This window comes from Bacillus sp. C-3-6, assembly GCF_054509685.1.
Genome location: NZ_CM137247.1, coordinates 4,613,080 through 4,637,500 on the forward strand (window position 1 = coordinate 4,613,080; position 24,421 = coordinate 4,637,500).

General features: G+C 38.8%; 15 protein-coding genes, 22 tRNA genes and 2 rRNA genes (1 of these 39 cut by a window edge). 7 read left to right on the forward strand and 32 right to left on the reverse strand.

What is annotated here, in order from left to right; translation table 11 throughout:
- Positions 1–182 precede the first annotated feature (182 nt).
- Together ACW0JX_RS23745 and ACW0JX_RS23750 are read left to right on the forward strand one after the other, a co-directional pair.
- Entirely contained in the window at positions 183–965 is a 783-nt protein-coding gene (locus ACW0JX_RS23745) for a TIGR00266 family protein (RefSeq protein ID WP_001147841.1), read from the forward strand.
- Between the two features lie 213 nt (positions 966–1,178).
- Positions 1,179–1,328: a hypothetical protein gene (locus ACW0JX_RS23750; RefSeq protein WP_000521637.1), complete on the forward strand. Its 150-nt coding sequence runs from the start codon at positions 1,179–1,181 to the stop codon at positions 1,326–1,328.
- Between the two features lie 247 nt (positions 1,329–1,575).
- On the opposite strand, the gene ACW0JX_RS23755 is transcribed toward ACW0JX_RS23750, so the two are convergent.
- On the reverse strand, positions 1,576–2,346 hold the full coding sequence (locus tag ACW0JX_RS23755; protein WP_459245125.1) for a MerR family transcriptional regulator: 771 nt from the start codon (positions 2,344–2,346) through the stop codon (positions 1,576–1,578).
- Between the two features lie 141 nt (positions 2,347–2,487).
- Here ACW0JX_RS23755 and ACW0JX_RS23760 point away from each other — a divergent pair, with 141 nt between their 5' ends.
- Together ACW0JX_RS23760 and ACW0JX_RS23765 are read left to right on the forward strand one after the other, a co-directional pair.
- A complete protein-coding gene (locus tag ACW0JX_RS23760) occupies positions 2,488–3,210 on the forward strand; it encodes a lipase family protein (RefSeq protein WP_001260112.1) in 723 nt (240 codons plus the stop codon).
- A 76-nt stretch (positions 3,211–3,286) separates the two neighbouring features.
- A complete protein-coding gene (locus tag ACW0JX_RS23765; RefSeq protein ID WP_016079902.1) occupies positions 3,287–3,421 on the forward strand; it encodes a hypothetical protein in 135 nt (44 codons plus the stop codon).
- A gap of 103 nt (positions 3,422–3,524) precedes the next feature.
- Here the strand turns inward: ACW0JX_RS23765 and glgP are convergent, their stop codons facing one another.
- From glgP to glgB, 5 genes are all read right to left on the reverse strand, one after another.
- The gene (gene glgP, locus ACW0JX_RS23770; RefSeq protein ID WP_459245126.1) at positions 3,525–5,933 is read right to left on the reverse strand and encodes a glycogen phosphorylase; all 2,409 of its coding nucleotides are present in this window, start codon (positions 5,931–5,933) and stop codon (positions 3,525–3,527) included.
- Positions 5,934–5,951: 18 nt separating this feature from the next.
- Positions 5,952–7,382 (reverse strand): glycogen synthase GlgA, encoded by a 1,431-nt coding sequence (glgA, locus tag ACW0JX_RS23775; RefSeq protein ID WP_459245795.1) that lies wholly within the window; start codon positions 7,380–7,382, stop codon positions 5,952–5,954.
- A 113-nt stretch (positions 7,383–7,495) separates the two neighbouring features.
- Positions 7,496–8,530 (reverse strand): glucose-1-phosphate adenylyltransferase subunit GlgD, encoded by a 1,035-nt coding sequence (gene glgD / locus ACW0JX_RS23780; protein WP_016079899.1) that lies wholly within the window; start codon positions 8,528–8,530, stop codon positions 7,496–7,498.
- A gap of 18 nt (positions 8,531–8,548) precedes the next feature.
- Entirely contained in the window at positions 8,549–9,679 is a 1,131-nt protein-coding gene (glgC, locus tag ACW0JX_RS23785; protein WP_000057604.1) for a glucose-1-phosphate adenylyltransferase, read from the reverse strand.
- Entirely contained in the window at positions 9,627–11,564 is a 1,938-nt protein-coding gene (glgB, locus tag ACW0JX_RS23790; protein ID WP_053563457.1) for a 1,4-alpha-glucan branching protein GlgB, read from the reverse strand. The genes glgC and glgB overlap by 53 nt, the downstream gene beginning before the upstream one ends.
- A 469-nt stretch (positions 11,565–12,033) precedes the next feature.
- Here glgB and ACW0JX_RS23795 point away from each other — a divergent pair, with 469 nt between their 5' ends.
- Together ACW0JX_RS23795 and ACW0JX_RS23800 are read left to right on the forward strand one after the other, a co-directional pair.
- Entirely contained in the window at positions 12,034–12,639 is a 606-nt protein-coding gene (locus tag ACW0JX_RS23795) for a CalY family protein (RefSeq protein ID WP_078401171.1), read from the forward strand.
- A gap of 33 nt (positions 12,640–12,672) precedes the next feature.
- Positions 12,673–16,896: a S8 family serine peptidase gene (locus tag ACW0JX_RS23800; protein ID WP_459245127.1), complete on the forward strand. Its 4,224-nt coding sequence runs from the start codon at positions 12,673–12,675 to the stop codon at positions 16,894–16,896.
- A gap of 323 nt (positions 16,897–17,219) precedes the next feature.
- Here ACW0JX_RS23800 and ACW0JX_RS23805 read toward each other — a convergent pair whose 3' ends face one another.
- Positions 17,220–18,164: an L-lactate dehydrogenase gene (locus tag ACW0JX_RS23805; protein ID WP_000715346.1), complete on the reverse strand. Its 945-nt coding sequence runs from the start codon at positions 18,162–18,164 to the stop codon at positions 17,220–17,222.
- A gap of 420 nt (positions 18,165–18,584) precedes the next feature.
- The gene (locus ACW0JX_RS23810) at positions 18,585–19,184 is read right to left on the reverse strand and encodes a TetR/AcrR family transcriptional regulator (protein WP_088025484.1); all 600 of its coding nucleotides are present in this window, start codon (positions 19,182–19,184) and stop codon (positions 18,585–18,587) included.
- A gap of 323 nt (positions 19,185–19,507) precedes the next feature.
- Between ACW0JX_RS23810 and ACW0JX_RS23815 the strand changes: the two genes are divergently transcribed.
- Positions 19,508–20,731, forward strand: coding sequence for an MFS transporter (locus tag ACW0JX_RS23815; protein WP_459245128.1), 1,224 nt, complete (start codon positions 19,508–19,510; stop codon positions 20,729–20,731).
- A 146-nt stretch (positions 20,732–20,877) separates the two neighbouring features.
- On the opposite strand, the gene ACW0JX_RS23820 is transcribed toward ACW0JX_RS23815, so the two are convergent.
- From ACW0JX_RS23820 to ACW0JX_RS23935, 24 genes are all read right to left on the reverse strand, one after another.
- A tRNA-Glu gene (locus tag ACW0JX_RS23820) sits at positions 20,878–20,949 on the reverse strand.
- A 6-nt stretch (positions 20,950–20,955) separates the two neighbouring features.
- Positions 20,956–21,046: transfer RNA gene (locus ACW0JX_RS23825), tRNA-Ser, on the reverse strand.
- A gap of 7 nt (positions 21,047–21,053) precedes the next feature.
- Positions 21,054–21,128, reverse strand: a tRNA-Asn gene (locus ACW0JX_RS23830).
- A gap of 7 nt (positions 21,129–21,135) precedes the next feature.
- A tRNA-Ile gene (locus ACW0JX_RS23835) sits at positions 21,136–21,212 on the reverse strand.
- A gap of 10 nt (positions 21,213–21,222) precedes the next feature.
- A tRNA-Gly gene (locus ACW0JX_RS23840) sits at positions 21,223–21,293 on the reverse strand.
- 13 nt (positions 21,294–21,306) lie between these two features.
- Positions 21,307–21,382 (reverse strand) — tRNA-Lys (locus tag ACW0JX_RS23845).
- A gap of 10 nt (positions 21,383–21,392) precedes the next feature.
- Positions 21,393–21,468 (reverse strand) — tRNA-Thr (locus tag ACW0JX_RS23850).
- 14 nt (positions 21,469–21,482) lie between these two features.
- A tRNA-Phe gene (locus tag ACW0JX_RS23855) sits at positions 21,483–21,558 on the reverse strand.
- Between the two features lie 9 nt (positions 21,559–21,567).
- Positions 21,568–21,643: transfer RNA gene (locus ACW0JX_RS23860), tRNA-Asp, on the reverse strand.
- A 3-nt stretch (positions 21,644–21,646) separates the two neighbouring features.
- Positions 21,647–21,723, reverse strand: a tRNA-Met gene (locus tag ACW0JX_RS23865).
- Positions 21,724–21,751: 28 nt separating this feature from the next.
- Positions 21,752–21,844, reverse strand: a tRNA-Ser gene (locus tag ACW0JX_RS23870).
- Positions 21,845–21,861: 17 nt separating this feature from the next.
- Positions 21,862–21,938 (reverse strand) — tRNA-Ile (locus ACW0JX_RS23875).
- Between the two features lie 4 nt (positions 21,939–21,942).
- Positions 21,943–22,019 (reverse strand) — tRNA-Met (locus ACW0JX_RS23880).
- A 20-nt stretch (positions 22,020–22,039) separates the two neighbouring features.
- Positions 22,040–22,112, reverse strand: a tRNA-Ala gene (locus ACW0JX_RS23885).
- A 15-nt stretch (positions 22,113–22,127) separates the two neighbouring features.
- Positions 22,128–22,201 (reverse strand) — tRNA-Pro (locus ACW0JX_RS23890).
- Between the two features lie 10 nt (positions 22,202–22,211).
- Positions 22,212–22,285: transfer RNA gene (locus tag ACW0JX_RS23895), tRNA-Arg, on the reverse strand.
- 3 nt (positions 22,286–22,288) lie between these two features.
- Positions 22,289–22,377, reverse strand: a tRNA-Leu gene (locus ACW0JX_RS23900).
- Between the two features lie 16 nt (positions 22,378–22,393).
- Positions 22,394–22,468, reverse strand: a tRNA-Gly gene (locus ACW0JX_RS23905).
- A gap of 29 nt (positions 22,469–22,497) precedes the next feature.
- Positions 22,498–22,578 (reverse strand) — tRNA-Leu (locus ACW0JX_RS23910).
- Positions 22,579–22,600: 22 nt separating this feature from the next.
- Positions 22,601–22,676: transfer RNA gene (locus ACW0JX_RS23915), tRNA-His, on the reverse strand.
- Between the two features lie 10 nt (positions 22,677–22,686).
- Positions 22,687–22,762, reverse strand: a tRNA-Thr gene (locus ACW0JX_RS23920).
- 4 nt (positions 22,763–22,766) lie between these two features.
- A tRNA-Val gene (locus tag ACW0JX_RS23925) sits at positions 22,767–22,842 on the reverse strand.
- 4 nt (positions 22,843–22,846) lie between these two features.
- Positions 22,847–22,962, reverse strand: a 5S ribosomal RNA gene (gene rrf, locus ACW0JX_RS23930).
- A 101-nt stretch (positions 22,963–23,063) separates the two neighbouring features.
- Positions 23,064–24,421, reverse strand: a 23S ribosomal RNA gene (locus ACW0JX_RS23935) (it continues 1,564 nt past the right edge of the window).

A 24,421-nucleotide genomic window follows, 5' to 3' on the forward strand; every position in this document is an offset into this window, starting at 1 on the left:
TTCACTATATCATGCTATATCGAAAACGTCAAATGAGAACACTTTCATTCCATCATTTTTTATAATCCTAGTATAACCTTAAATTTTTATTCTATTTTTATTCAAAAATTAACAAAAATACAGTACTCTAATTCTTTTAACTTCTGTACAATATAATTACTACATATTTATGAGGTGAAAAAATGCAAGCACATGAAATCGAGTATAAGTTATATGGCGATGATATGCAGTTTGTTGAAATTGAATTAGATCCAAAAGAAAGCGTTATCGCAGAAGCTGGCGCAATGATGATGATGGAAGATTACATTGAAATGGAAACAATCTTTGGTGACGGTTCTGGCCCATCTAACGGTTTATTCGGCAAATTAATGGGCGCTGGTAAACGTCTCGTTACAGGCGAAAGTATGTTTATGACTGTATTTACAAATACAGGTCACGGCAAACGCCACGTCTCATTTGCTGCTCCTTATCCTGGTAAAATTATTCCTGTAGATTTAACAGAATATCAAGGAAAAGTAGTTTGTCAAAAAGATGCCTTTCTTTGTGCCGCAAAAGGTGTTTCTATCGGAATTGAATTTACGAAAAAAATAGGAACTGGTTTCTTCGGTGGTGAAGGGTTTATCATGCAGAAACTTGAAGGTGACGGCCTTGCTTTCATGCACGCAGGTGGAACTGTATATAAACGTGAATTAAAACCTGGTGAGAAACTTCGCATTGATACAGGTTGTCTCGTTGCCATGACAAAAGATATTAACTATGATATCGAATTCGTTGGTAAAGTAAAAACAGCTCTATTTGGCGGCGAGGGTTTATTCTTCGCAACATTAGAAGGTCCTGGAACAGTTTGGATTCAGTCCTTAACACTTAGCCGATTAGCAGCACGCCTTACAAGCCCAGCAGCGCAAAGTACTGGCGAAGGTAGTGTATTAGGCGGCCTTGGTCGTTTATTGGATGGGAAAGAGTAAAAAGGGCCCTTATGCAGGCTTGTCCATCGACTAATATAATACTAAAATTAAACACCCTTGCTTGCAGTAATGCAGTGAAAGGGTGTTTTAATTTACGTCTACAAACGAGAAAAAGCAGATGAAATAAAGTAATAAGGTTTACTTCAGTAAAATAAGGTATATTATATTTGTTGAATAGATTCTCTTTCAAGACAAGAAAAGTAGGTGAACAAAGTGGGAAAATATCAATTGGATTCCAAAAGTCAGGTAGCTGTGGCAAAGTTTCATGAAAAACAGAAGCCTGCCAAATTTGATAAAAAGCAGAAACTTGAACAATTACGTGCGGAGTATTTGAAAAAAAAGCAAAAACAAACAGATAAATAATATGTTTCGTTTCCCGAAATTTTCGGTATATAGTGCGAACAAACACAAGTAAATAGGTAATCATCGTTCAAATATATACAGGCTATTTTTTCAAACCTCTTACAAGACCAGCATTATAAAGTACTGGTGAAAGTAGTATATTAGGTGGCCTTGTTCACCTTTTAGATGGAAAAGAGTAAAAAATGCCTCCAATGCAAAAAAACATCGGAGGCATTTCTCTAAAGTTTATGACTATGGCACTTTATTTTTACTGCGGAGGGCTATACATACCATTTCGAATCATATAATACTCCATCGCTTCATTAAGCCATGCCTCTTCTTCTTCTTTGTAAGGAGATGGCATCATATTATTATATTGTTCTTCTACATTCTCTAATTTACCTAAAGAATACATTGTCTCTTCACCAACATACTTAAGAGTCGCCTTCATATGTTCATCAACCAATTTTTGCACTTCTGAATCCTCAATTTGTCTTCCAAATAACCTTTTCACTTCTTTTGCTAAACGCACAAACTCTTTATCAAGTGCTATGCCCTCTTCTTCCGACTTATTATATAATCCATCAGCCAATTCTTTTGATACATATCCTTTAAGCCATAAACGTTGTTCGTTTTGTTTTTGAATGCTGTTAATTAGACTCATTAATATGTCACTATCCAACTCTTCATCTTCCTCAAGACATACCATTGTTCGTTCAAGCGCCTTTATCGAAACTTCAATGTGTCTTCTCTTTTCTTCAAAGGCTTTTCTTTGTTGTTCCAACGTTTCTTTTAAATTTACATTCAAACTTGGCATTTTCAGCATAACGCGTATTTCTTCTAAACTATATCCTAATACTTTAAGACTCACTATTTTCTGTAGCTCTAATATATCTTTTCCTTTGTACAAACGGTGACCAGAGCTAACATTCTTTCCAGGTTTAAGTAGTCCAATTTCATCGTAATATTGTAGTGTCCGTATTGATGTGCCTGTCCTCTTTGAAAACTCACCAATTGAACAGCCTTCTCTTTTGCTCATCTTACACTCCTCCTAACAATATGTTTACAAAAATCATACTCCCTCACGTAACTGTAGGTTCAAGTCTTTTTTCCAAAAGCATGAATCAAGTTCCTCACCGCATATATTAAACTATACCTTTTCTTAAGGAGGGCTTCCTTAATGCGTACTCCTTTATCCTTTGATAAAGACACTGCCATACTGTTAGCTTCTTGTTGTGAGTTAACGTATGAACAATATAAACAAAATGGTATTTTCGAAATACCAGATGGTTTTCAATATGTACAAGGGTTTCAAGGAAAAGCCATTCAAACAACAGAATGGTTCGGGTTTATATTAGAATCTGAGGATACAATTATCGTTGCCTTCAGGGGCACTCAAACAGACCCTGATTGGATTATTGACTCTCTCGTCAATCAAAAACCTTATCCTTATGCTTTAAATAGCGGAAATGTCCATAACGGCTTTCTCTCTATTTATGAGTCTTGTCGTGATTCTATTATGGATATGCTCGTATCATTGCCAGCACATAAAAAACTGCTAGCTACTGGGCATAGTCTAGGTGGTGCGCTTGCCACATTACACATATTAGATGCACGTATAAATACTGCCTTCGCACAGTATGGACTTTATACATTCGCTTCTCCAAAAGTAGGAGATATCGCTTTTCGAAATTATTATAAACTACAAGTAGCTAGTAGCTTTCGTTTCGTCAACTTGTTCGATGTCGTTCCACTTCTCCCTCCCCGAAACATAAATTTTAATGATCATGATTGGGAGTATGCACACGTCCATCACAATATGACATTTACAAAAAATACAAAATCCATTACAAATAATCATTCCATTACAACATACAAAACATGTCTGACTTCTCATTTTTAACCAGTAAACAATTGGAAATAAAATATTCGTATACTATAATACTCTATGAAGTTATTTTTGGATGAGGGGACCTTACATGTTAAAATTTATCTTCACACTTTTTCTTATTGTAATTTTTACGGTCACAGGTTTCTTTACATTTTCATACTTTGCGACAGGAGAGTATGATGGGGCAGGTATCATATATACCACTGTTCCATTTCTTTCTTAAGCAAAATAAATAAAACGAGCTTAATTTTATTAAGCCCGTTTTATTTATTAATATCCATTTTTGTTGGTAAATCGATAATATATCTCCCAATATAGCAACTTCTTTAAAACTGTTTAACTGCATTACCAATACCCCAAATTTCATTGCTGTACTGCAAAATCGTTCGATCACTCGCAAAATGACCAGACTGTGCAATATTTAAAATCGACATTTCTAGCCACTTTGTTCGGTTCTCATAAGCTCTACCGACAGCTTCTTGTTTTTCAGCATATGGGCTAAAATCTCGTAGAACGAAATATTCATCATTTTGAATAACGAGAGAATCATAAATCGCTTCAAATTCTGCTCCCGATTGTGCAAAGAAACCATTTGTTAATTGATCAACTACTTTTTTAATGTGCCTATTGTGGTGATAATAATCACTTGCACGATATCCACCATTTTGATAGTAATGAAGAACCTCTTCCGCTGTTAAGCCGAAAATAAAACAGTTATCATCACCGACCCGGTCTTTTATTTCAATGTTAGCTCCGTCTAACGTTCCGAGTGTAATCGCACCATTCATCATAAATTTCATATTACCTGTTCCCGATGCTTCTTTACTCGCCGTTGAAATTTGTTCACTTACATCCGCCGCTGGGAATATATCTTCCGCTAAAGAAACTCGATAGTTTTCTAGAAAGATAACTTTCATATATTGACTGACGTACGGGTCATTATTTACTTTTCTTGCGAGTTCATTTATTAATTTAATAATTTTTTTCGCGTAATAATAGCCAGGTGATGCTTTCGCTCCAAAAATAAAAGTACGCGGATAAAATGTAAAACTAGCATCCTCTTTCAAACGGTTATACAAATATAAAATATGAAGAACATTTAATAATTGTCGTTTGTAAGCATGTAATCTTTTCACTTGCACATCAAAAATAGAATTTGGATCAATCGTAATCCCCATTGTATTATGAATGCGCTCCGCTAAAATCTCTTTACGCTCTTGTTTTACCTCTGCAAATTCCTCTTGGAAACTAGCATCATATTGAACTGTTTGCAACGATTGAAGCTTAATCGGTTCTTTCTTCCACTCTGTTCCAATCGCCTCTGAAATGAGATTTGTTAACTGTGGATTTGCTTTCATAAGCCAGCGCCTATGAGCAATTCCATTCGTCTTATTATTAAACTTATCTGGATAAAATTCATAAAACAATCGCATTTCCCGCTGCTTTAATATTTCCGTATGAATTTTTGCTACACCGTTTACGCTATGGCTACCGACAATTGCTAAATGAGCCATTTTCACAAGATCATGCGCAATAATTGCCATGTCTTCAATGCGATGCCATTCATAAGGATAACGTTCCCAAAGTTCATGACAGAAACGTTCATTAATCTCTTCAATAATCATATAAATTCTCGGTAATAATGGTTTAAAAATGTGAATTGGCCACTTTTCGAGTGCTTCTGATAACGTCGTATGATTCGTATAAGAAATCGTCTGCGTCGTTATGTGCCAAGCTTCTTCCCATGTTAACTTTTCTTCGTCTAGTAAAATACGCATCAGTTCTGGAATTGCTAAAACCGGATGTGTATCGTTAATGTGAATCGCAATTTTTTCATGTAGTTGACGAAGGTCACCATATCTTTCTCTATGCATTCGAACGATATTTTGTAAACTTGCTGATACGAGGAAATACTGTTGTTTTAAACGAAGTATTTTCCCCTCATCATGCGTATCATCTGGATATAAAAACTCCGATACAGCCTCTGTTTCGCGCTTATATTTCAAAATATCTTTGCAGTTTTGCGGGAACGGAACTGGTTCAGCATTCCAAAGTCTAAGTGTATTTACAGTACTCGTCTCATAGCCTACTACCGGCACATCATATGGCACTGCCATAATGACTTCTGCATTTGTATGCCTAAACTCTAAACGCCCGTCAATTTCTAGCGGTTCAACACTGCCGAAATAACTTACTTCCACAGCTTGATCATGCCTTCTTACTTCCCATACATTTTCATGAAGAAGCCACTGTTCTGGAAATTCAACTTGATAACCATCAACAATTTTCTGATCAAACAAACCATGTTTATAACGAATTCCACAGCCGTGTCCTGGTAAGTTTAAAGATGCAAGTGAATCGAGAAAACAGGCTGCTAAGCGTCCAAGCCCACCATTACCAAGGCCTGCATCTGCTTCCACTTCTTCTAACTCTTGCAACGAAATCCCTAGTTCAGATAACCCCTGCTCGCATACATCTCTAATACCTAAATTCAAGATGTTACTTCCAAGCAAACGTCCAAGCAAAAACTCAATAGACAAGTAATACATTTGCTTTTGCTCTCCGGATCGATAACTCTCATTCGTTGCAATCCATTGACTATTCATATACTCACGTACCATATGACCGAGCGTATTATATTGATCACGAGTTGTAGAATCTTTGAAACTTTTCCCATACATCGTCTCTAACTTTTCTAGAAAAGTTGATTTAAAACTTTCAACATGAGTAAACATTTTTTCACCACCTACATGTTATTCCATGAGACTTTTATACAATTCCTTATAAGCAAGAGCCGATTGCTCCCAGCTATAATCTTCAGTCATCGCTTGTTTTACAAGCTGCTCCCACACTGGTTTATCGTGATAAAATTCAATTGCACGGTGAACCGTATGCAGCATGTCATGTGCATTAAAGTTCGTGAAACTGAAACCATTTCCTTCGCCTGTTTCTTCATCATAAGAATGTACTGTATCGTTTAATCCACCTGTTTCTCTTACAATTGGAATCGTACCGTACGCTAATGCGATAAGTTGTCCAAGTCCACATGGTTCAAACAGCGATGGCATTAAAAACAAATCGCTTCCCGCATACACTTGGTGCGCTAATTCTTCATTAAATCCGATATAAACTTTTACCTTCTCCGGATACTCATATGCCATCCACTCAAAGAATTGCTCATATTCCGAATCACCTGAACCTAAAATAATACATTGTACATCTTCTTCCATTATTTCGCGGAATACAGTGCGTACTAAATCAAGACCTTTTTGCTTCGTTAATCTCGTTATCATTGAAATAATTGGTGTATCCTCTTTTTCTGGCAAACCAAAATAACGCTGCAAAGCGCGTTTATTTTCACTCTTTTCATATAATGACTCTGCATCATACTGAGCCTTAATATACGAATCCGTTTCTGGATTATATACGCTCGTATCAATACCATTTACAATGCCGCTAAGCTTATCATTATATTTTCGCAGTAATCCATCTAGCTTCTCACCGAAAAATTCATATTGAATTTCTTCTTTATACGTCGGGCTCACCGCTGTAATTTGATCCGAAGCGATAATACCGCCTTTCATAAAGTTTATGTTTCCATAAAACTCTAGCTGCTCACTATGAAAATATTCATCACCAAGCTCTAACAAGTCGTACATCACTTCAGGAGGAAATACTCCTTGGAACTGCAAGTTATGAATCGTATATACCGTTTTAATACGCTCATATAACGGGTTATCTTGATACTTTTCACGAAGTAAGAAATTAACCATAGCCGTATGCCAATCGTGGCTATGAAGAACATCCACTTCAAAATCAAGGTGCGGAATACACTCTAACACTGCTTTTGAGAAATAAGAAAAACGCTCCCCGTCATCATAATGACCATACAGAGAATCTCTCTTAAAATAATATTCATTATCTATTAAGTAATACGTAATTCCGTCTTGCTCACCTTTTAAAATTCCACAATATTGATTTCTCCACCCGAGCGGGACGTTAATTACTTTATGTAACGTACACCCATCTCTTAACTTTTTCGGAATGAGGCTATAATTCGGAAGTATAATACGAACGTCCACTCCTAATTTTTTCAGCTCTTTTGGGAGCGCACCCGCTACATCAGCTAATCCTCCCGATTTCACAAACGGTACACATTCTGATACTGCAAATAAAATATTCACTTGTTGTCCCACTGCGCGAAAAGTTTTTATTACTCCTCTTGCAGCTTCCTCCCTTCGAGTTTTCATTTAAATTAAAACTTTAATCAGTGGAGGAAAAAGCCCCCACTGATTCTTTAGGAATAACTATTAATCGTACTGTTTTGTACGCTTCCTTTTTCTACAACATACGGCTCATCGATATTTCCTTTTAATACGACACCGTCGCCAATTTTCACGTCTTTATCAATAATAACACCGTCTATTATACAGTTATCTCCAATTTGGCTCTTTTGCATAATAATACTGTTACGAATAATTGATCCTTTTCCAATTTTAACTGAACGGGAAATAACACTGTTTTCTACCTCCCCCTCAATAATACTGCCATTTGCAATCATTGTATTTTTCACGACTGCACCCTTTAGATAACGAGTTGGTGGCTCATCTTTTACTTTCGTAAAGATCGGCGCTTCTTTCTTAAATAATTGCTTCCAAATAGCAGGTTGCAAAATTTCTAAGCTATGTTTATAGTAACTTTCGATCGAGTCAATAATTGCTACATATCCAGTATGTTCATATGTAGCAATGTGTAATGATTTCCCGCGTTTTTCTCTCACTACATCAAATAAACTGTATTGCTCCACATCTTTATATGTCTCAAATAAATCTAATAATAATTGTTTCTTTAACACGTATGTTTGAAGCGAAACCCCTTCATGGCAAACTTCCGTAATATCAGCCGCCGTATGTATATGTCGCTCTAACACAGCTTGAAAATTTAATGCTGTTACGAGATGGCTATTCGTAATAACAACGTACTCTTCTCTGCTTCTTAGAAAATAATCAATATGTCTTCTAAAGTGTGCAAAAGACCCAAACTCATCTTGGTCACATTGGCAGTTTGGCGGGAATAAAAATAGTCCGTCTCGTTTTCTATCTAAATCCCACTGTTTTCCTGAACCAACATGGTCCATTAACGAACGGTTTTTATGGCTTGTAAAAACTGCCACACTATGAATACTAGAATTCACCATATTTGAAAGCATGAAATCAATGAGTCGATAACGGCCCCCAAACGGTAACGCCGCTAGTGAACGATGCCCTGTTACTTTCTTTAAGGAAGGAAAACTTCCCGTTGCATTAATAATTCCTAACATTTTTTCTCCCATTCATTTCATCCCCCTTTTCTATTTCCCTTCAGCAATTAATACTACATCGTCAACATTCTTTTCTGGACGAATGATTGTTCCATCTTCGATAACCATTTCTGATCCAACAATCGCTCTTTCAATCACAACATTTTTACCAATCTTAGCCCCTGGCATAACGACAGAATCAATCACCATACTACCTTCTTCCACCGTCACTCCTTGGAATAACACAGAATGCTTCACGTCCCCTTCAATGACGCACCCTTCGTTAATAAGCGATTCTTCTACTTTCGCCTTTTCAGCAATATATTGAGGCGGTTCGTTTGGATTAACAGAGTAAATACGCCAATTACGATCGTTTAAATTCAGTGATGTTTCATCGCGAAGCAAATCCATATTCGCTTCCCATAAGCTCTTCACCGTTCCAACATCTTTCCAATATCCTTCAAACGGGTACGCCATTAGCTTCTTCCCTTCATCTAATAAAAGCGGAAGGACGTCTTTTCCAAAATCATTACTAGATTCAGGATTTCTTGCATCCATCTCTAAATACTCTTTCAAAATTGACCAATTAAAAATATAGATTCCCATCGATGCAAGATTACTTCTTGGAAATTGTGGTTTCTCCTCAAACTCAACAATCTCCATCTCTTCATTTGTATTCATAATGCCAAAGCGACTCGCTTCATCCCAAGGTACTTCAATAACAGAAATGGATACATCCGATTCTTTCTCAATATGGTAATCTAGCATCTTACTGTAATCCATTTTATAAATATGGTCGCCTGATAAAATAAGAACATACTCCGGTTCATACTGACTTAAATAGTTTAAATTTTGATAAATGGCACTTGCCGTACCTGTATACCACTTAACCCCTGAAGACTCCGCATAAGGAGGTAATACTGTGACCCCACCGTTTACTCGGTCTAAATCCCACGCATTTCCGATTCCGATATAATTATGAAGTTCAAGTGGTTGATATTGTGTTAAAATCCCAACCGTTTCAATACCAGAATTCGCACAGTTACTTAGCGTAAAATCAATAATGCGATATTTACCACCAAATGGAACAGCTGGCTTGGCTAAATTTTTTGTTAATGCACTTAAACGACTACCTTTTCCCCCTGCTAGTAACATTGCTACGCACTTTTGTTTTTGAGCCATCTTGTTTTTTGCTCCCCTTTCTCGTCTTCACTGGTCGTAATATGGATACGCCAAATGGTGGAATTGTAATCTCTACATGTGCCGCTTGATTATGGTACGGTTCTAGAATTGTCTTAAGACGTTTCTTATTCACTTGCCCCGAACCGCCATATTGCTGTGCATCACTGTTTAAAATCTCGTTATAATACTCGAAATCTGGTACACCTACTTTATAGTTATCATATGTAGCTTTCGTAAAATTACATACGACAACTAACGCATCTTCTTGTTTATCCCCTTGGCGAATAAAAGAGAAAATACTTTGCTCATTATTATTAGCATCAATCCACTGAAAACCTTCAGGTGAATGGTCAAGTTGCCAAAGTGGTTTTGAGCGCTTATACAATGCTATGAGCTCATTAAAGTAATCATGCATATAACGATGCATTTCAAAATCATGTAAATTCCAATCTAAATCTTCGAGGTCTTTCCACTCATCAAACTGTCCGAATTCTCCTCCCATGAAAAGTAACTTCTTTCCTGGGTGAGTAAAGAAATATCCATATAATAAACGAAGTTGAGCAAACTTATCCCAGTAATCACCTGGCATTTTATTTAATAACGACTTTTTCCCATGAACGACTTCATCATGAGAAAGCGGTAATATGAAGTTTTCAGAGTACGCATATAGTAAAGAAAACGTCATTTTCTCATGAATGTGTTTCCTATATTCAGGCGCACACTCCATATATTTCAGCACGTCATTCATCCAGCCCATGTTCCATTTGTAATTGAATCCAAGCCCACCTTCATACGTTGGAGTTGTTACAAGTGGCCAAGCTGTTGAATCTTCTGCCGTCATAAGAAAATCTTCATCCTCTGCAAACACTGCTTCATTTAACTCTCTTAAAAATGAAACAGCATGCTCATTACTTTGCTCTTGTCCTTCTTTATTCCAGTACAACATGTTCGCAACTGCATCAACTCTGAAACCATCAATATGGAAATATCTCATCCAAAATAACGCATTTGAAATTAAGAAATTACGTACCTCTCTCTTTCCTAAATCAAAATTGACAGTTCCCCATACTGGATTTTCTTGTACATCTTTATCTTTATATTCATAGGTCGGTGTACCATCAAACAAATATAAACCGTGAGCATCTTTACAAAAATGCCCCGGCACCCAATCTAAAATGACACCGATTCCATATTTATGACATTCGTCGACAAAATGCATTAAATCATGCGGCGTACCAAATCTACTCGTCGCTGCATAATATCCCGTTCCTTGGTATCCCCAAGAACGATCATATGGATGCTCAACAAGCGGCATAATTTCAATATGTGTAAATTGATGTTCCACCACATACGGGATGAGCTCTTCAACCATTTCCCTGTAAGAGTACAGCGTTCCATCTTCTTTCTTTTTCCAAGAACCAAAATGTAATTCATAAACTGTCATCGCTTCTTTATAAATCGATTTTTTCTTTTTCTTACGATTCCAGTTTTTATCATTCCATTCATATCCTTTTATATCAAAAACTACAGATGCCGTATTCGGTCTTACTTCTGCATATACAGCATACGGATCTGCCTTTAAAATGACGTCACCAGCCAACGTTTCAATCGCATATTTATATATTTCTCCTTCTTCAATATGCGGTATAAATAAGGACCAAATGCCTTCTTCTGTCACTTGTAGCATCTTATGTTGCTCATAATCCCACTCATTAAAATCCCCAACAACACTCATTGCTTTCGCATGAGGAGCCCACACTGTAAATCGTACCCCTTGAATCTCATCTTCCGTCACAACATGCGCGCCAAAGATGTTATAACTTTCATAGTACTTTTCTGTATGAAACTCATCTCGTTTCACTTCTTCACAATTTATTACACTCAATATGCTCACCTCACTTAGATGACAGAATTTTTTATACTTTAACTATTTCTGCGAAAAACTGCAATATCCTTGTTAATTTATAAAAAACATTCGTTTTTTTCTTAAAAATGTTAGTTTTTCTTCACATTTCTGTGTAAAATATCGAATTTTGACGAATATTCATTGTAAACGCTTCATTCTACTTCTATATTTCCTCCTATTATTTTTTTCTCAACCTTTATTTTATTAGGTTTATTCTATCTTTCACCCTATTTTCCACTTAAAATAACCATAAAATAATCTGTCATAAAAAATGTTTCTCAACATTTTTTGTCATGATTTTATTGAAATGCGAAATTCATAAGCATATACTTGTTCTCAATAAAGAACCGAAATCTTTCGTAACTATAATTCATAGCGGACTACTATGTTTACTTATTTATCCTTGTTGCGAACGATTGCTATAAAAATTTAACTAGGGGGCTTTCTTATGTCATTAAAACAAAAAGTAGGAATGGGAGTTGTCACCGCTTCACTTGGTTTATCCCTTACATTCGGAGGTGTATTCGCCTATTTCAGTGATTCAGAAACATCGAGTAACTCATTTCAAGCTGGAACACTAGATCTTTCTATTAATCCAAGTGTAATCGTTAATGTGAAAGATTTAAAACCAGGTGATTTTATTGAAAGGAACTTCAAGCTTGAAAATAAAGGTACATTGGATATTGCAAAAGTAGCACTTGAAACATCATATGAAGTTACAGATGCAAAGCAAAATAATGACGGTGAAGATTTAGGTGATCACATTATCGTCAAGTTTCTAGTGAATGATGGACAGCCATCTAATCCAAACGATGATCATGAGATTTTGTGGGAAACAAAACTATCAGAATTAAAAACTATGAAACCTGAAGATGTCGCTACGTCTCTAGAACGTCATAACTTAATAGATGGTATTAAATCTGGTGAAACAGATTACTTACATGTCCTCTTCTCATTTGAAGATAACGACCAAGATCAAAATAAATTTCAAGGTGATTCCCTGCAGCTAAACTGGACATTCCATGCTGAGCAAACAGCAGGTGTGGAGAAATAATTTTTTAAAATATAAATTATCGGAGGCCTATAAATGAAAAAGAAAAACCGTTTTGTTACTGGAATTGTAACGGCTGGCATTCTGTTTTCAACTGCCATTCCGTTCAATGTACTTGCTGAAAGTCCTATTAACCAAATTGAATCTTCAAATGCTCATTCTATATTATCGAAGCTTTCTAAAGAACAACGCCTAGCATTACAAACGGTAGATGCCAACCCTGGTTTTACAATTTCACCAGATATTAATACGAGTAGTTCTGAGCCTATAAATATCATTGTAGAATTTCAAACTGCACCAGTAAAGATTAATGAATTAAAACAAAAAGAAAAAGGATTACAAGCTGCTCCTGAAAATATAAAAGCACGTATTGATCAAGAACATGAAGAATTCGAAAAAGGACTAAAACGTCTTTATCAATTCAGCCCATCAGTAAAATCAGGAAACTTCCAATCTGTACAAATTAAACGTTCTTATAAGCATGCGATAAATGGTGTTGCGATGACATTACCAGCAAATACAGTTGAAGAGTTGTTACGAATTGGTGTTGTAAAACGCATTTGGAAAGATTACGAAGTGAAATTAAATTTACCAAAACAAGCTGAGCAAAAAGCACCTCAAAAACTAACAGATAGCATCCCGCAAATTGGAGTAGATAAGTTACATAGTGAGGGCATTACTGGAAAAGGAATTAAAGTTGGCGTATTAGATACAGGTATTGATTACAATCATCCTGACTTAAAAGACGTATATAAAGGCTATCGCGCAAAACCTGGCGAGGACTCTAGCAAAGTAGATCCAAATTCAGTAAAGGGTTGGGACTTTATTAATAATGATGCAGATCCAATGGAAACTACTTATTCAGAATGGCAACAATCTGGTGCTCCTGAATTTGATAACCGTGGTTCTGCCTTCTACACAGCCCACGGCACTCACGTAGCAGGTATCGTTTCTGCTCAAAAGAAGAACCAATCTGATTCAGCAGTAAAAGGTGTTGCACCTGACATTGAACTGTATAACTATCGTGTACTCGGTCCATACGGAAGTGGAGATAGTTCAGGTATTATCGCTGCAATTGATAAATCTATTTCTGACGGTATGAACGTTATTAACTTATCGTTAGGTGATGATAGCAACAATCCTCTTGATCCAACATCTATCGCTGTTAATAACGCGATGCTTTCAGGCGTTGTTACAGTCGTTGCTGCTGGTAACTCTGGACCGAATCCATCAACACTCGGATCACCAGGTGCTTCGCCATTTGCTATTACGGTTGGAGCCAGTGATAGCTCTATTTCCTTACCGAAACTATCAGGTCATGCTGGACAATTACAATTCCCTAACCTAATTTTGTTCGGCAAAAACTTCACTGATAAAATAGAAGATTTCAAGGGACAAACTTTACCTATTGAATCTGTAGGAATCGGTACGTCTGACGAGTTTAGTAAAAAAGATGTAAAAGGAAAAATCGCTCTCGTTGCACGTGGTACAACCTCATTTGATGAAAAAATTGCTAACGCAAAACAAGCAGGTGCAAAGGCCGTTATTATTTATAACAACGTGGATGGAGAAATTCCTTTCTACGTTGGTGAAAGCACAAAATACATTCCAGCATTCCGCCTAACGAAAGAAGACGGTGAAAAACTAAAAGCTCAAATTGAACAAGGTAGCACATCCTTAACTTTCGATGAAATTAATTACATTCAAACAGAAGGCGATCATCTTGCAGACTTTAGCTCACGCGGTCCTGTTACAGCAAATGATGATATTAAGCCTGATATTACAGCGCCTGGTGTCGCTGTCCTTTCAACAGTTCCTGAATATATTAACGACCCGCAAGAGGGTGAAAACTACGCTGTTTCCTATGAGCGTATGCAAGGAACATCTATGGCTTCCCCTCATATTGCTGGCGTTGCTGCTCTAATTTTACAAGAACACCCAGACTACTCTCCGTTCGATGTAAAAGCGTCTCTTATGAACACAGCTGATGATTTAAAAGAAAAATATTCGGTGTATGAAGTTGGAGCTGGGCGAGTAGATGCTTACAACGCCGTTCGTACAGAAACAAGCTTTAAAGTATTAGATACGACACAAACTGTTGTAAATGATGAAGTAATTGAAGTGCCCGAAGAAACTGGATCTATTGCATTCGGTAAGTTTTATCAAAAAGACGGTGAAGCTCTTGAACAAAAACGAAATATAAAAGTAACTAATCATAATAAACAAGAGAAAAAAGAATTTAAAACAGAAATTTCTTATACACCAGCTTCGTCTACTATTAACGATGCTGTCGCAAACGGTGTAAAAATCTCTGCTCCAGAAACAATTACTCTTGATGCTGGCAAAGCAGGTGAAATTGAAGCAAAAATTAATGTTCCAGCCGGTGTAAAACAAGGCCGATATGAAGGATATATTCATATTACGAACACGAAAAATAAAGAAGAAACATATCAAATCCCATTCTCTATTCGTGTATCAGAGCCTGGTATTGAAAATACAATACTATCAAGAAAAGCAATTTCAACTGATACATCTAAATTTAATCCATACGGTGAATCGTATGTTCACGGGGCATTCCAATTAAACAGCGAACTTGAAACGTTAGATCTTATCGTAAAAGATTCCAAAACAGATAAAGCTCTGGGCTTCATTGGGACATTAAACACAAGTGGACTAAAAACTGATGTGTATTACTACTTAGACTCATTCTTTAATGGAAAAGTGTATCCTTTTACAAATGATCCTGCAAAACCAATTGGTGATGAGAAAATCAACTTACCAGAAGGAGACTACACAATTGAGTTTGTCGGTTATGATAAGGCTGGGAAAGCACGTGTAAAAGGTGATTATGTTGTAATTGATAATACCCCACCAGAAGTGAAACTAACTGGATTAAAACCTGGTATTTACGAGTTAAATGAAGAAAATTATACAGTAGAAGATGGCAAAAAAGCACTATGGATTAAAGGAAATGTATACGATTCAAACGTTGACTACTTAAAAGGAAAAGGATTAAACATTACGCAAGAAGCGAATGGCGTTATGTACTATGACTATTCTCCATACTTGCATAAGTTTTTACCGATTAATGCAAATGGCGACTTTAAAGTTGGCATTACACCTGACTCCTTCAGAACGGAAGGTCCAATGAACACAGGCGTATATATTTTCGATTATGCAACTGCAGGAGCTGACTATCCAAGCGGTGTAAATAACTACTGGTTTATCCCACAAGGTGCTCAATATGCGAAAGCTAGTTACGATAAAAAAGAATTATATAAAAATGACGAGTTCACAGTAACACTAAACGCAAAACACGTAAAACAATTTGTTGCTGGGCAATTTAATGTAAACTTCCTAGAGAAGAACTTCAAATTTGCAAATGCAAAATTTAATCCTGCTTTTGAAAAGCTACTTTCCGAAAAAGGAGTAACCGCAAAAGTAAATGAACCGAAACTAGAGGCAGGTTCGGTTACAGTTGGCGGCACTATCGATGACAAAAACTTTGCTGGATTAGATGGTGATTTCCCGTTCATTGATGTAACTTTCAAAGTAGAAAATGATGAATTTTATGAAGCAAACGCTCAATTAGAGTCACCAATTTTTGTTTACTGGAAACAAGGTGAATCAGAACCAAATAGAATGCGTGTACTTCAAGATCAAACATTCTCAGTTATGTCCTTAAATTCACTAGTAGAAGGAAATATTAAACCTGGTGCATTCTTAAATGAACGTGGATATTTAGATGAAAAGTTTGATTATGCAAAGCTTGGCGTAAAAGTATACGCAACTGATTCTTACCGTCATAAGTTTGAAGGTTCACTAGATAAATATGGGTACTTCAAACTAAATGGACTTCCAGTTAATAAACGCGACTATAACCTATATGTAGAAGTGCCAGGACATTTAACAAGCCGCCTAACAACGAAACTTGGTACTGAAAAAGACGGTAAGCTGCTTGGCCAATATTATTATGCAAGACCTGACGAAAACCTTGCCGGCGATGTAAATGCTGATAAAGTAATCGATATTAAAGATGCTGAAATTATCGCTAGCAACTATGGTAAAAAAGGACTAACTGTAAAAGACGGAGACCTTAATAAAGATGGGATTGTCGACGAAAAAGATATTCGCTTCGTTGAAAAGAACTTCTTGAAAAAAGGGCCAGATGCATCTAAATCACAAACACCTGTAGAAAAATCAAAAAGCGGTACACTGACAGATATTTTAAAGAAATTGGGATTAACGCCTAAAAAATGATAAAGTGAAACTTTAATCAGTGGGGGGGTGTTCATCCCTCACTGATTATCAGCCCTCACCAATCGGGCTTTTACGGGCAGTTGATCACCAAACTAACTTCTTTGCTTTCGCTGCATTTTGAGGTGGGGATCTTACTGCCCGTTAATGCGGGATAATAAAGAGCACTCTACGTAAAGTAGAGTGCTCTTTTCTATAAACGACCCTTATCCAGCAAAAGGGGTATATTGGGGATATACAAGGGAAACCGGAAAAGGAATTTATATTAAATTATATAAGTTCAGAGGTAAGAAGCAGTTTCCCACCTCTGAATTATTTAGCAATTATTATAGTACTGGTGCCATTGTTTCTTTTAATACTTTTACAGAATGAGCGAATTTCGCTTTTTCATCTTCATTTAGCTCAAGTTCTACGATTTCACGTACACCTTCGCGGTTAATTACAGCTGGAACACCTACGTAAGCATCTTTCTCTCCGTATTGACCTTCAAGGTATGCAGATACAGTTAATACGCTGTTCTCGTTGTTTAAGATTGCTTTAGTTACACGAAGTAGTGACATACCGATTCCGTAGTAAGTTGCACCTTTACGCTCGATAATATGGTAAGCTGCATCACGTACGTTTTCGAAGATTTTATCTAAGTCTTCTTGATTGTACTGTTCGTTGTTAGCTAAGATTGTTTCTAGTTTTTGTACACCGATAGTAGCGTGGCTCCATACTGGAAGTTCAGTGTCACCGTGTTCACCAACGATGTAAGCATGAACGTTACGTGGATCTACATCTAAGTAGTCACCTAACATGTAACGGAAACGAGCAGAGTCTAAAGTAGTACCAGAACCGATTACGCGCTCTTTTGGTAAACCAGATTCTTTCCAAGTTACGTAAGTTAAAATGTCAACTGGGTTAGTTGCGATTAAGAAGATTCCATCGAATCCACTATCCATAATACCGCGAACGATTTGTTTAAAGATCTTTGTATTTTTCTCAACTAAGTCTAAACGAGTTTCACCTGGCTTTTGTGGTAATCCAGCAGTGATAACTACTAAATCTGCATCTTTACAATCTGCATAGCTACCGCTCCAAACTTTTGTTGGTGATGGAGAGAATGGTACCGCATGGCTTAAGTCCATTGCTTCCCCTTCTGCTTTTGCTTCATTAACATCTACTAATACGAACTCTTCAGCTACACCTTGGTTGATCATTGAGTAAGCGTAACTACAACCTACAGCTCCTGTTCCTACTAATACTACACGATTGATACCTTTTTTCATGGTAATTTCCCCTCTCTATTGTTCACATCTATTTTTTATGATTGTTTAAGTAATTAATTAAAATACTAATTTAATGTTGTTTAACTTCTTTACATTCATATTGTAGCACGTATTATTGTGAATTACTTCACAAATTATGACCTATTTGTGAACTTTTTCACATAGAGTGTAAAGTTATTAGAATAGGTGTGGAATCAATTTCAATGGAGGCGTTTTCTTTAGATTGTGAATAAAAAGAATGTGATTTGATTATTCCCTATAACTAAATTCAATTTCTATAATCAAACTAACACATTATCTCCTTATACGCTGGACGTCAGTTGGCCTATATAGACTACGGTGACATAAATGAATTAGCATATACTTTACCACCTCCCTTTTAACTATTACCGTATATTAATAAAAAGATATTATTCAAAATCATGCATTCTTTTCTAATAATAAACCATTCAATATAAGTGATAGGCTATGCAAAGCTTTAGACAAATGTGCTTCTGCATCTTCAGAATTCGCAATCCAACAAGCAAGGTCCACTAGTCCACCATTTATGAATCTTGCTAAAGCTTCGCAGTCCGTCTTTTCAATAATACAGTCTTTCATTAATTGCTGAAGCATCTCCGCCATCGTCGTTAAACATTGCGAATGCGATGATTGATAATAACTATTTCCTAATACTGCTGGTGCATCACGAAGTACAATTCGCTGAATTTCTGGATTAAGTGCCATCGTTAAATACGCACGACAACGTCCAACAAACCCTTCCCATTTTCCTTCCGCTTCATCTGATACTTTCCCTAATTTATTATCCATTTCGATATCAATTTCTTTTACAACTGCTTCTAACAATCCTTTTTTATCACCAAAATGATGATAAATTGCACCACGTGTTAAACCGACAGATGCTGTAAAATCATCCATAGACGTATTTACATATCCAACTGTACCAAAGGCCTCTCTTGCTGCACTCAGCAATTTAGCACGTGTTTCAGTAATCATTTCTGCTCTCGTTTTTTTAATCATCTTTTCCTCCTACTTCTATTCATTCTCTTTATTCAAAATGAATTGCACTATAGTATCGTTCTCTATATAAAAGAATAACTCCTTTAAACATCGGCTCTCTATCCAGAGATAAAACATTTCAATTGACATACGCACCGTATGTCAATATGATATTTACATACGGTGCGTATGTCAATTATTTCTAGCTTACAAGATAATATAACTTCTTACCTATATCCTACATTGACTCACTGTCCCTTTTTATAGAAGGTATTAATGAAACAGAGGAGGATTTAAAAGAATGAAGAATGTATATGCAAACGTCAAATACTTTGGTGATTATTATGTTTAATTCCTACCGTGAGATTTTCAGTGCTCCTGGTACAAAAGGATTCTCTTTAGCAGGGTTTATAGCTCGGATGCCCATATCAATGATGGGCATTGGTATTGTTACAATGTTATCTCAGTTACGTGGTGACTATTGGCTTGCTGGAGCTGTTGCAGCCACCTTTACATTATCATCTGCTTTACTAGCTCCTCATATTTCTCGGATGGCCGATCAATTAGGGCAATCTCGCATACTTCTTCCGACTACAGGTATCAGTGTTTTCTTTACGATCCTCTTACTTCTATGTACGAAATATGAAGCTCCTTATTGGACGCTATTTCTATCCGCCTTATGTGCAGGTTGTATGCCAAATATGTCAGCTATGGTACGTGCACGTTGGACTAAACTATACCGTGGATCCCATAAATTGCATACAGCATTTTCCTTTGAATCGGTCGTCGACGAAATTTGCTTCATAATTGGTCCTGTATTATCTGTCAGTTTAAGTGTTATGTTCTTCCCAGAAGCAGGGCCACTTTTATCATCTGTTTTTCTTACAATTGGGGTATGCCTATTCATCCTACAAAAAAGCACAGAACCACCTGTACACCCTGGCGACATTACAAACAAAGGAACAGTATTTAAAATTGGTTCTTTGCGAGTACTAGTATTCACACTCATTGCTATAGGTACTATCTTTGGCACAATAGATGTCGTTAGTGTAGCTTTTGCTGAACATCAAGGAAACGCAGTAGCTGCTAGCTTTGTACTTTCTGTCTATGCAATCGGTTCATGCCTGGCAGGCCTTATTTTCGGTACTCTTAAACTCAATGCTCCACCCTATAATCATTTTTTAATAGCAGTCACACTTTCCATGATAACAATGCTGCCACTATTTTTCGTAAATACTATTGCTTGGCTAATAGTTATTGTCTTCTTTGCAGGACTATCTGTCGCTCCTACTATGATTATTACTATGGGGCTTGTGGAAAGAATCGTACCTGAATCAAAAATAACAGAAGGAATGACTTGGGCAATTACAGGACTTGGAATTGGAGTCTCCCTAGGATCAGCGATAGCTGGTTTAGTTATTGATAATTTTGGAGCTCGAGCAGGATTTAGTGTGGCTATTATAGCAGGAGGCCTTGCCTTCACTATTGCACTTTTAGGATACAAAACTCTTCACTTCGCATATAATCATGCTGTTATTAAACAAGATGGACATTCAATAGAGAGTTAAAACATGTTCAAAAAATAGGATTATCTCTTCTTATGCATGAGAAAAGGTAATCCTATTTTAAACTTATTATTTATAATCTGTCATAGCTTCTTCTATATCTATACACAACAAAAAAGAGATAGCAGTTTATGCTATCTCTTTTAGTATGACCCGTACGGGATTCGAACCCGTGTTACCGCCGTGAAAGGGCGGTGTCTTAACCACTTGACCAACGGGCCAATTACTGGCAGAGAAGAAGGGATTCGAACCCTCGCACCGCGTTCGCGATCTACTCCCTTAGCAGGGGAGCCCCTTGAGCCACTTGGGTACTTCTCTATAAATATGGCTCCGCAGGTAGGACTCGAACCTACGACCGATCGGTTAACAGCCGATAGCTCTACCACTGAGCTACTGCGGAACAATTATGGTGGGCCTAAATGGACTCGAACCATCGACCTCACGCTTATCAGGCGTGCGCTCTAACCAGCTGAGCTATAGGCCCATAATTGAAAAGCGGGTGAAGAGAATCGAACTCTCGACCAGAGCTTGGAAGGCTCTTGTTTTACCACTAAACTACACCCGCATTAAATTGAAAATGGTGAGCCATGAAGGATTCGAACCTTCGACCCTCTGATTAAAAGTCAGATGCTCTACCAACTGAGCTAATGGCTCATTTTGAAAGTGGTGCCGGCTAGAGGACTTGAACCCCCAACCTACTGATTACAAGTCAGTTGCTCTACCAATTGAGCTAAGCCGGCTTGCGACTTCAAAATGGTGGCTCGGGACGGAATCGAACCGCCGACACGAGGATTTTCAGTCCTCTGCTCTACCGACTGAGCTACCGAGCCTTATTAAAATGGCGGTCCCGACCGGGGTCGAACCGGCGATCTCCTGCGTGACAGGCAGGCATGTTAACCACTACACCACGGGACCATTTGGTTGCGGGGACAGGATTTGAACCTGCGACCTTCGGGTTATGAGCCCGACGAGCTACCGTACTGCTCCACCCCGCGATGATATAATATGTAATTTAAGAAAAAATGGAGGAGGTAGAGGGATTCGAACCCCCGCGCGACTCTCGCCGCCTGTCGGTTTTCAAGACCGATCCCTTCAGCCGAACTTGGGTATACCTCCGAGATATAAACCTTTAGTGGTGGACCTTGTAGGACTCGAACCTACGACCGGACGGTTATGAGCCGTCTGCTCTAACCAGCTGAGCTAAAGGTCCTTTATGGTAGCGGCGGAGGGGATCGAACCCCCGACCTCACGGGTATGAACCGTACGCTCTAGCCAGCTGAGCTACACCGCCATAAATGATATTAAAATAAGTGGAGCCTAGCGGGATCGAACCGCTGACCTCCTGCGTGCAAGGCAGGCGCTCTCCCAGCTGAGCTAAGGCCCCATGTTTTTGGGAATATCGGGAAGACAGGATTTGAACCTGCGACCCCCTGGTCCCAAACCAGGTGCTCTACCAAGCTGAGCCACTTCCCGTTAATAAAAGCGCGCCCGAGAGGAGTCGAACCCCTAACCTCTTGATCCGTAGTCAAACGCTCTATCCAATTGAGCTACGGGCGCATATGGTGCCGAGGGCGGGGGTCGAACCCGCACGGTGGTCACCCACCGCAGGATTTTAAGTCCTGTGCGTCTGCCTGTTCCGCCACCCCGGCATGTCATATTGAAAATTGGAGCGGAAGACGGGATTCGAACCCGCGACCCCAACCTTGGCAAGGTTGTATTCTACCACTGAACTACTTCCGCAAGACATGTTTGAGATATTTTATTAAAAGTGCGGGTGAAGGGAGTCGAACCCCCACGCCAAAGGCGCTAGATCCTAAGTCTAGTGCGTCTGCCAATTCCGCCACACCCGCATATTAATATTTTAAGAAAAAATGGGGCGACTGATGGGAATCGAACCCACGAATGCCGGAGCCACAATCCGGTGCGTTAACCACTTCGCCACAACCGCCATGATTTTCTGGTGCCGACTAGAGGACTTGAACCCCCAACCTACTGATTACAAGTCAGTTGCTCTACCAATTGAGCTAAGTCGGCTAAATGGTGGAGGATGACGGGATCGAACCGCCGACCCCCTGCTTGTAAGGCAGGTGCTCTCCCAGCTGAGCTAATCCTCCATTTGCCTGGCAACGTCCTACTCTCACAGGGACAAGGTCCCAACTACCATCGGCGCTAGAGAGCTTAACTTCCGTGTTCGGTATGGGAACGGGTGTGACTTCTCTGCCATCATTACCAGACTGTATTCATTTAAGACAAGAATTATTGTAACTCATTTAACTTCTAAAGTCAACAAGTTTTTTATATTCTTTCAAAACTAGATAACATTGCTTCATATTATATGGTTAAGTCCTCGATCTATTAGTATTCGTCAGCTCCACATGTCACCATGCTTCCACCTCGAACCTATCAACCTGATCATCTTTCAGGGATCTTACTAGCTTACGCTATGGGAAATCTCATCTTGAGGGGGGCTTCATGCTTAGATGCTTTCAGCACTTATCCCTTCCGCACATAGCTACCCAGCTATGCCCTTGGCAGAACAACTGGTACACCAGCGGTGCGTCCATCCCGGTCCTCTCGTACTAAGGACAGCTCCTCTCAAATTTCCTACGCCCACGACGGATAGGGACCGAACTGTCTCACGACGTTCTGAACCCAGCTCGCGTACCGCTTTAATGGGCGAACAGCCCAACCCTTGGGACCGACTACAGCCCCAGGATGCGATGAGCCGACATCGAGGTGCCAAACCTCCCCGTCGATGTGGACTCTTGGGGGAGATAAGCCTGTTATCCCCGGGGTAGCTTTTATCCGTTGAGCGATGGCCCTTCCATGCGGAACCACCGGATCACTAAGCCCGACTTTCGTCCCTGCTCGACTTGTAGGTCTCGCAGTCAAGCTCCCTTATGCCTTTGCACTCTACGAATGATTTCCAACCATTCTGAGGGAACCTTTGGGCGCCTCCGTTACACTTTAGGAGGCGACCGCCCCAGTCAAACTGCCCACCTGACACTGTCTCCCGGGTCGATAAGACCCGTAGGTTAGAATTTCAATACAGTCAGGGCGGTATCCCACCAGCGCCTCCACCGAAGCTAGCGCTCCGGTTTCAATGGCTCCCGCCTATCCTGTACAAACTGTACCAAAATTCAATATCAGGCTACAGTAAAGCTCCACGGGGTCTTTCCGTCCTGTCGCGGGTAACCTGCATCTTCACAGGTACTATAATTTCACCGAGTCTCTGGTTGAGACAGTGCCCAAATCGTTACACCTTTCGTGCGGGTCGGAACTTACCCGACAAGGAATTTCGCTACCTTAGGACCGTTATAGTTACGGCCGCCGTTTACTGGGGCTTCAGTTCAGAGCTTCGCTTACGCTAACCCCTCTCCTTAACCTTCCAGCACCGGGCAGGTGTCACCCCCTATACTTCGCCTTACGGCTTCGCAGAGAGCTGTGTTTTTGCTAAACAGTCGCTTGGGCCTATTCACTGCGGCTTTCCGTTAAGAAAGCACCCCTTCTCCCGAAGTTACGGGGTCATTTTGCCGAGTTCCTTAACCAGAGTTCTCTCGCACACCTTAGGATTCTCTCCTCGCCTACCTGTGTCGGTTTGCGGTACAGGCACCTTTTATCTCGCTAGAAGCTTTTCTTGGCAGCGGGGAATCAAAGACTTCGCTCCATAAGGAGCTTCCCCATCACAGCTCA

Coding starts and splice junctions, on each gene's coding strand:
- ACW0JX_RS23745 (WP_001147841.1), top strand. CDS start 183: ATGCAAGCACATGAAATCGAGTATAAGTTATATGGCGATGATATGCAG.
- ACW0JX_RS23755 (WP_459245125.1), bottom strand. CDS start 2,346: ATGAGCAAAAGAGAAGGCTGTTCAATTGGTGAGTTTTCAAAGAGGACA.
- ACW0JX_RS23760 (WP_001260112.1), top strand. CDS start 2,488: ATGCGTACTCCTTTATCCTTTGATAAAGACACTGCCATACTGTTAGCT.
- ACW0JX_RS23765 (WP_016079902.1), top strand. CDS start 3,287: ATGTTAAAATTTATCTTCACACTTTTTCTTATTGTAATTTTTACGGTC.
- glgP (WP_459245126.1), bottom strand. CDS start 5,933: ATGTTTACTCATGTTGAAAGTTTTAAATCAACTTTTCTAGAAAAGTTA.
- glgD (WP_016079899.1), bottom strand. CDS start 8,530: ATGGGAGAAAAAATGTTAGGAATTATTAATGCAACGGGAAGTTTTCCT.
- glgC (WP_000057604.1), bottom strand. CDS start 9,679: ATGGCTCAAAAACAAAAGTGCGTAGCAATGTTACTAGCAGGGGGAAAA.
- ACW0JX_RS23795 (WP_078401171.1), top strand. CDS start 12,034: ATGTCATTAAAACAAAAAGTAGGAATGGGAGTTGTCACCGCTTCACTT.
- ACW0JX_RS23800 (WP_459245127.1), top strand. CDS start 12,673: ATGAAAAAGAAAAACCGTTTTGTTACTGGAATTGTAACGGCTGGCATT.
- ACW0JX_RS23805 (WP_000715346.1), bottom strand. CDS start 18,164: ATGAAAAAAGGTATCAATCGTGTAGTATTAGTAGGAACAGGAGCTGTA.
- ACW0JX_RS23810 (WP_088025484.1), bottom strand. CDS start 19,184: ATGATTAAAAAAACGAGAGCAGAAATGATTACTGAAACACGTGCTAAA.
- ACW0JX_RS23815 (WP_459245128.1), top strand. CDS start 19,508: ATGTTTAATTCCTACCGTGAGATTTTCAGTGCTCCTGGTACAAAAGGA.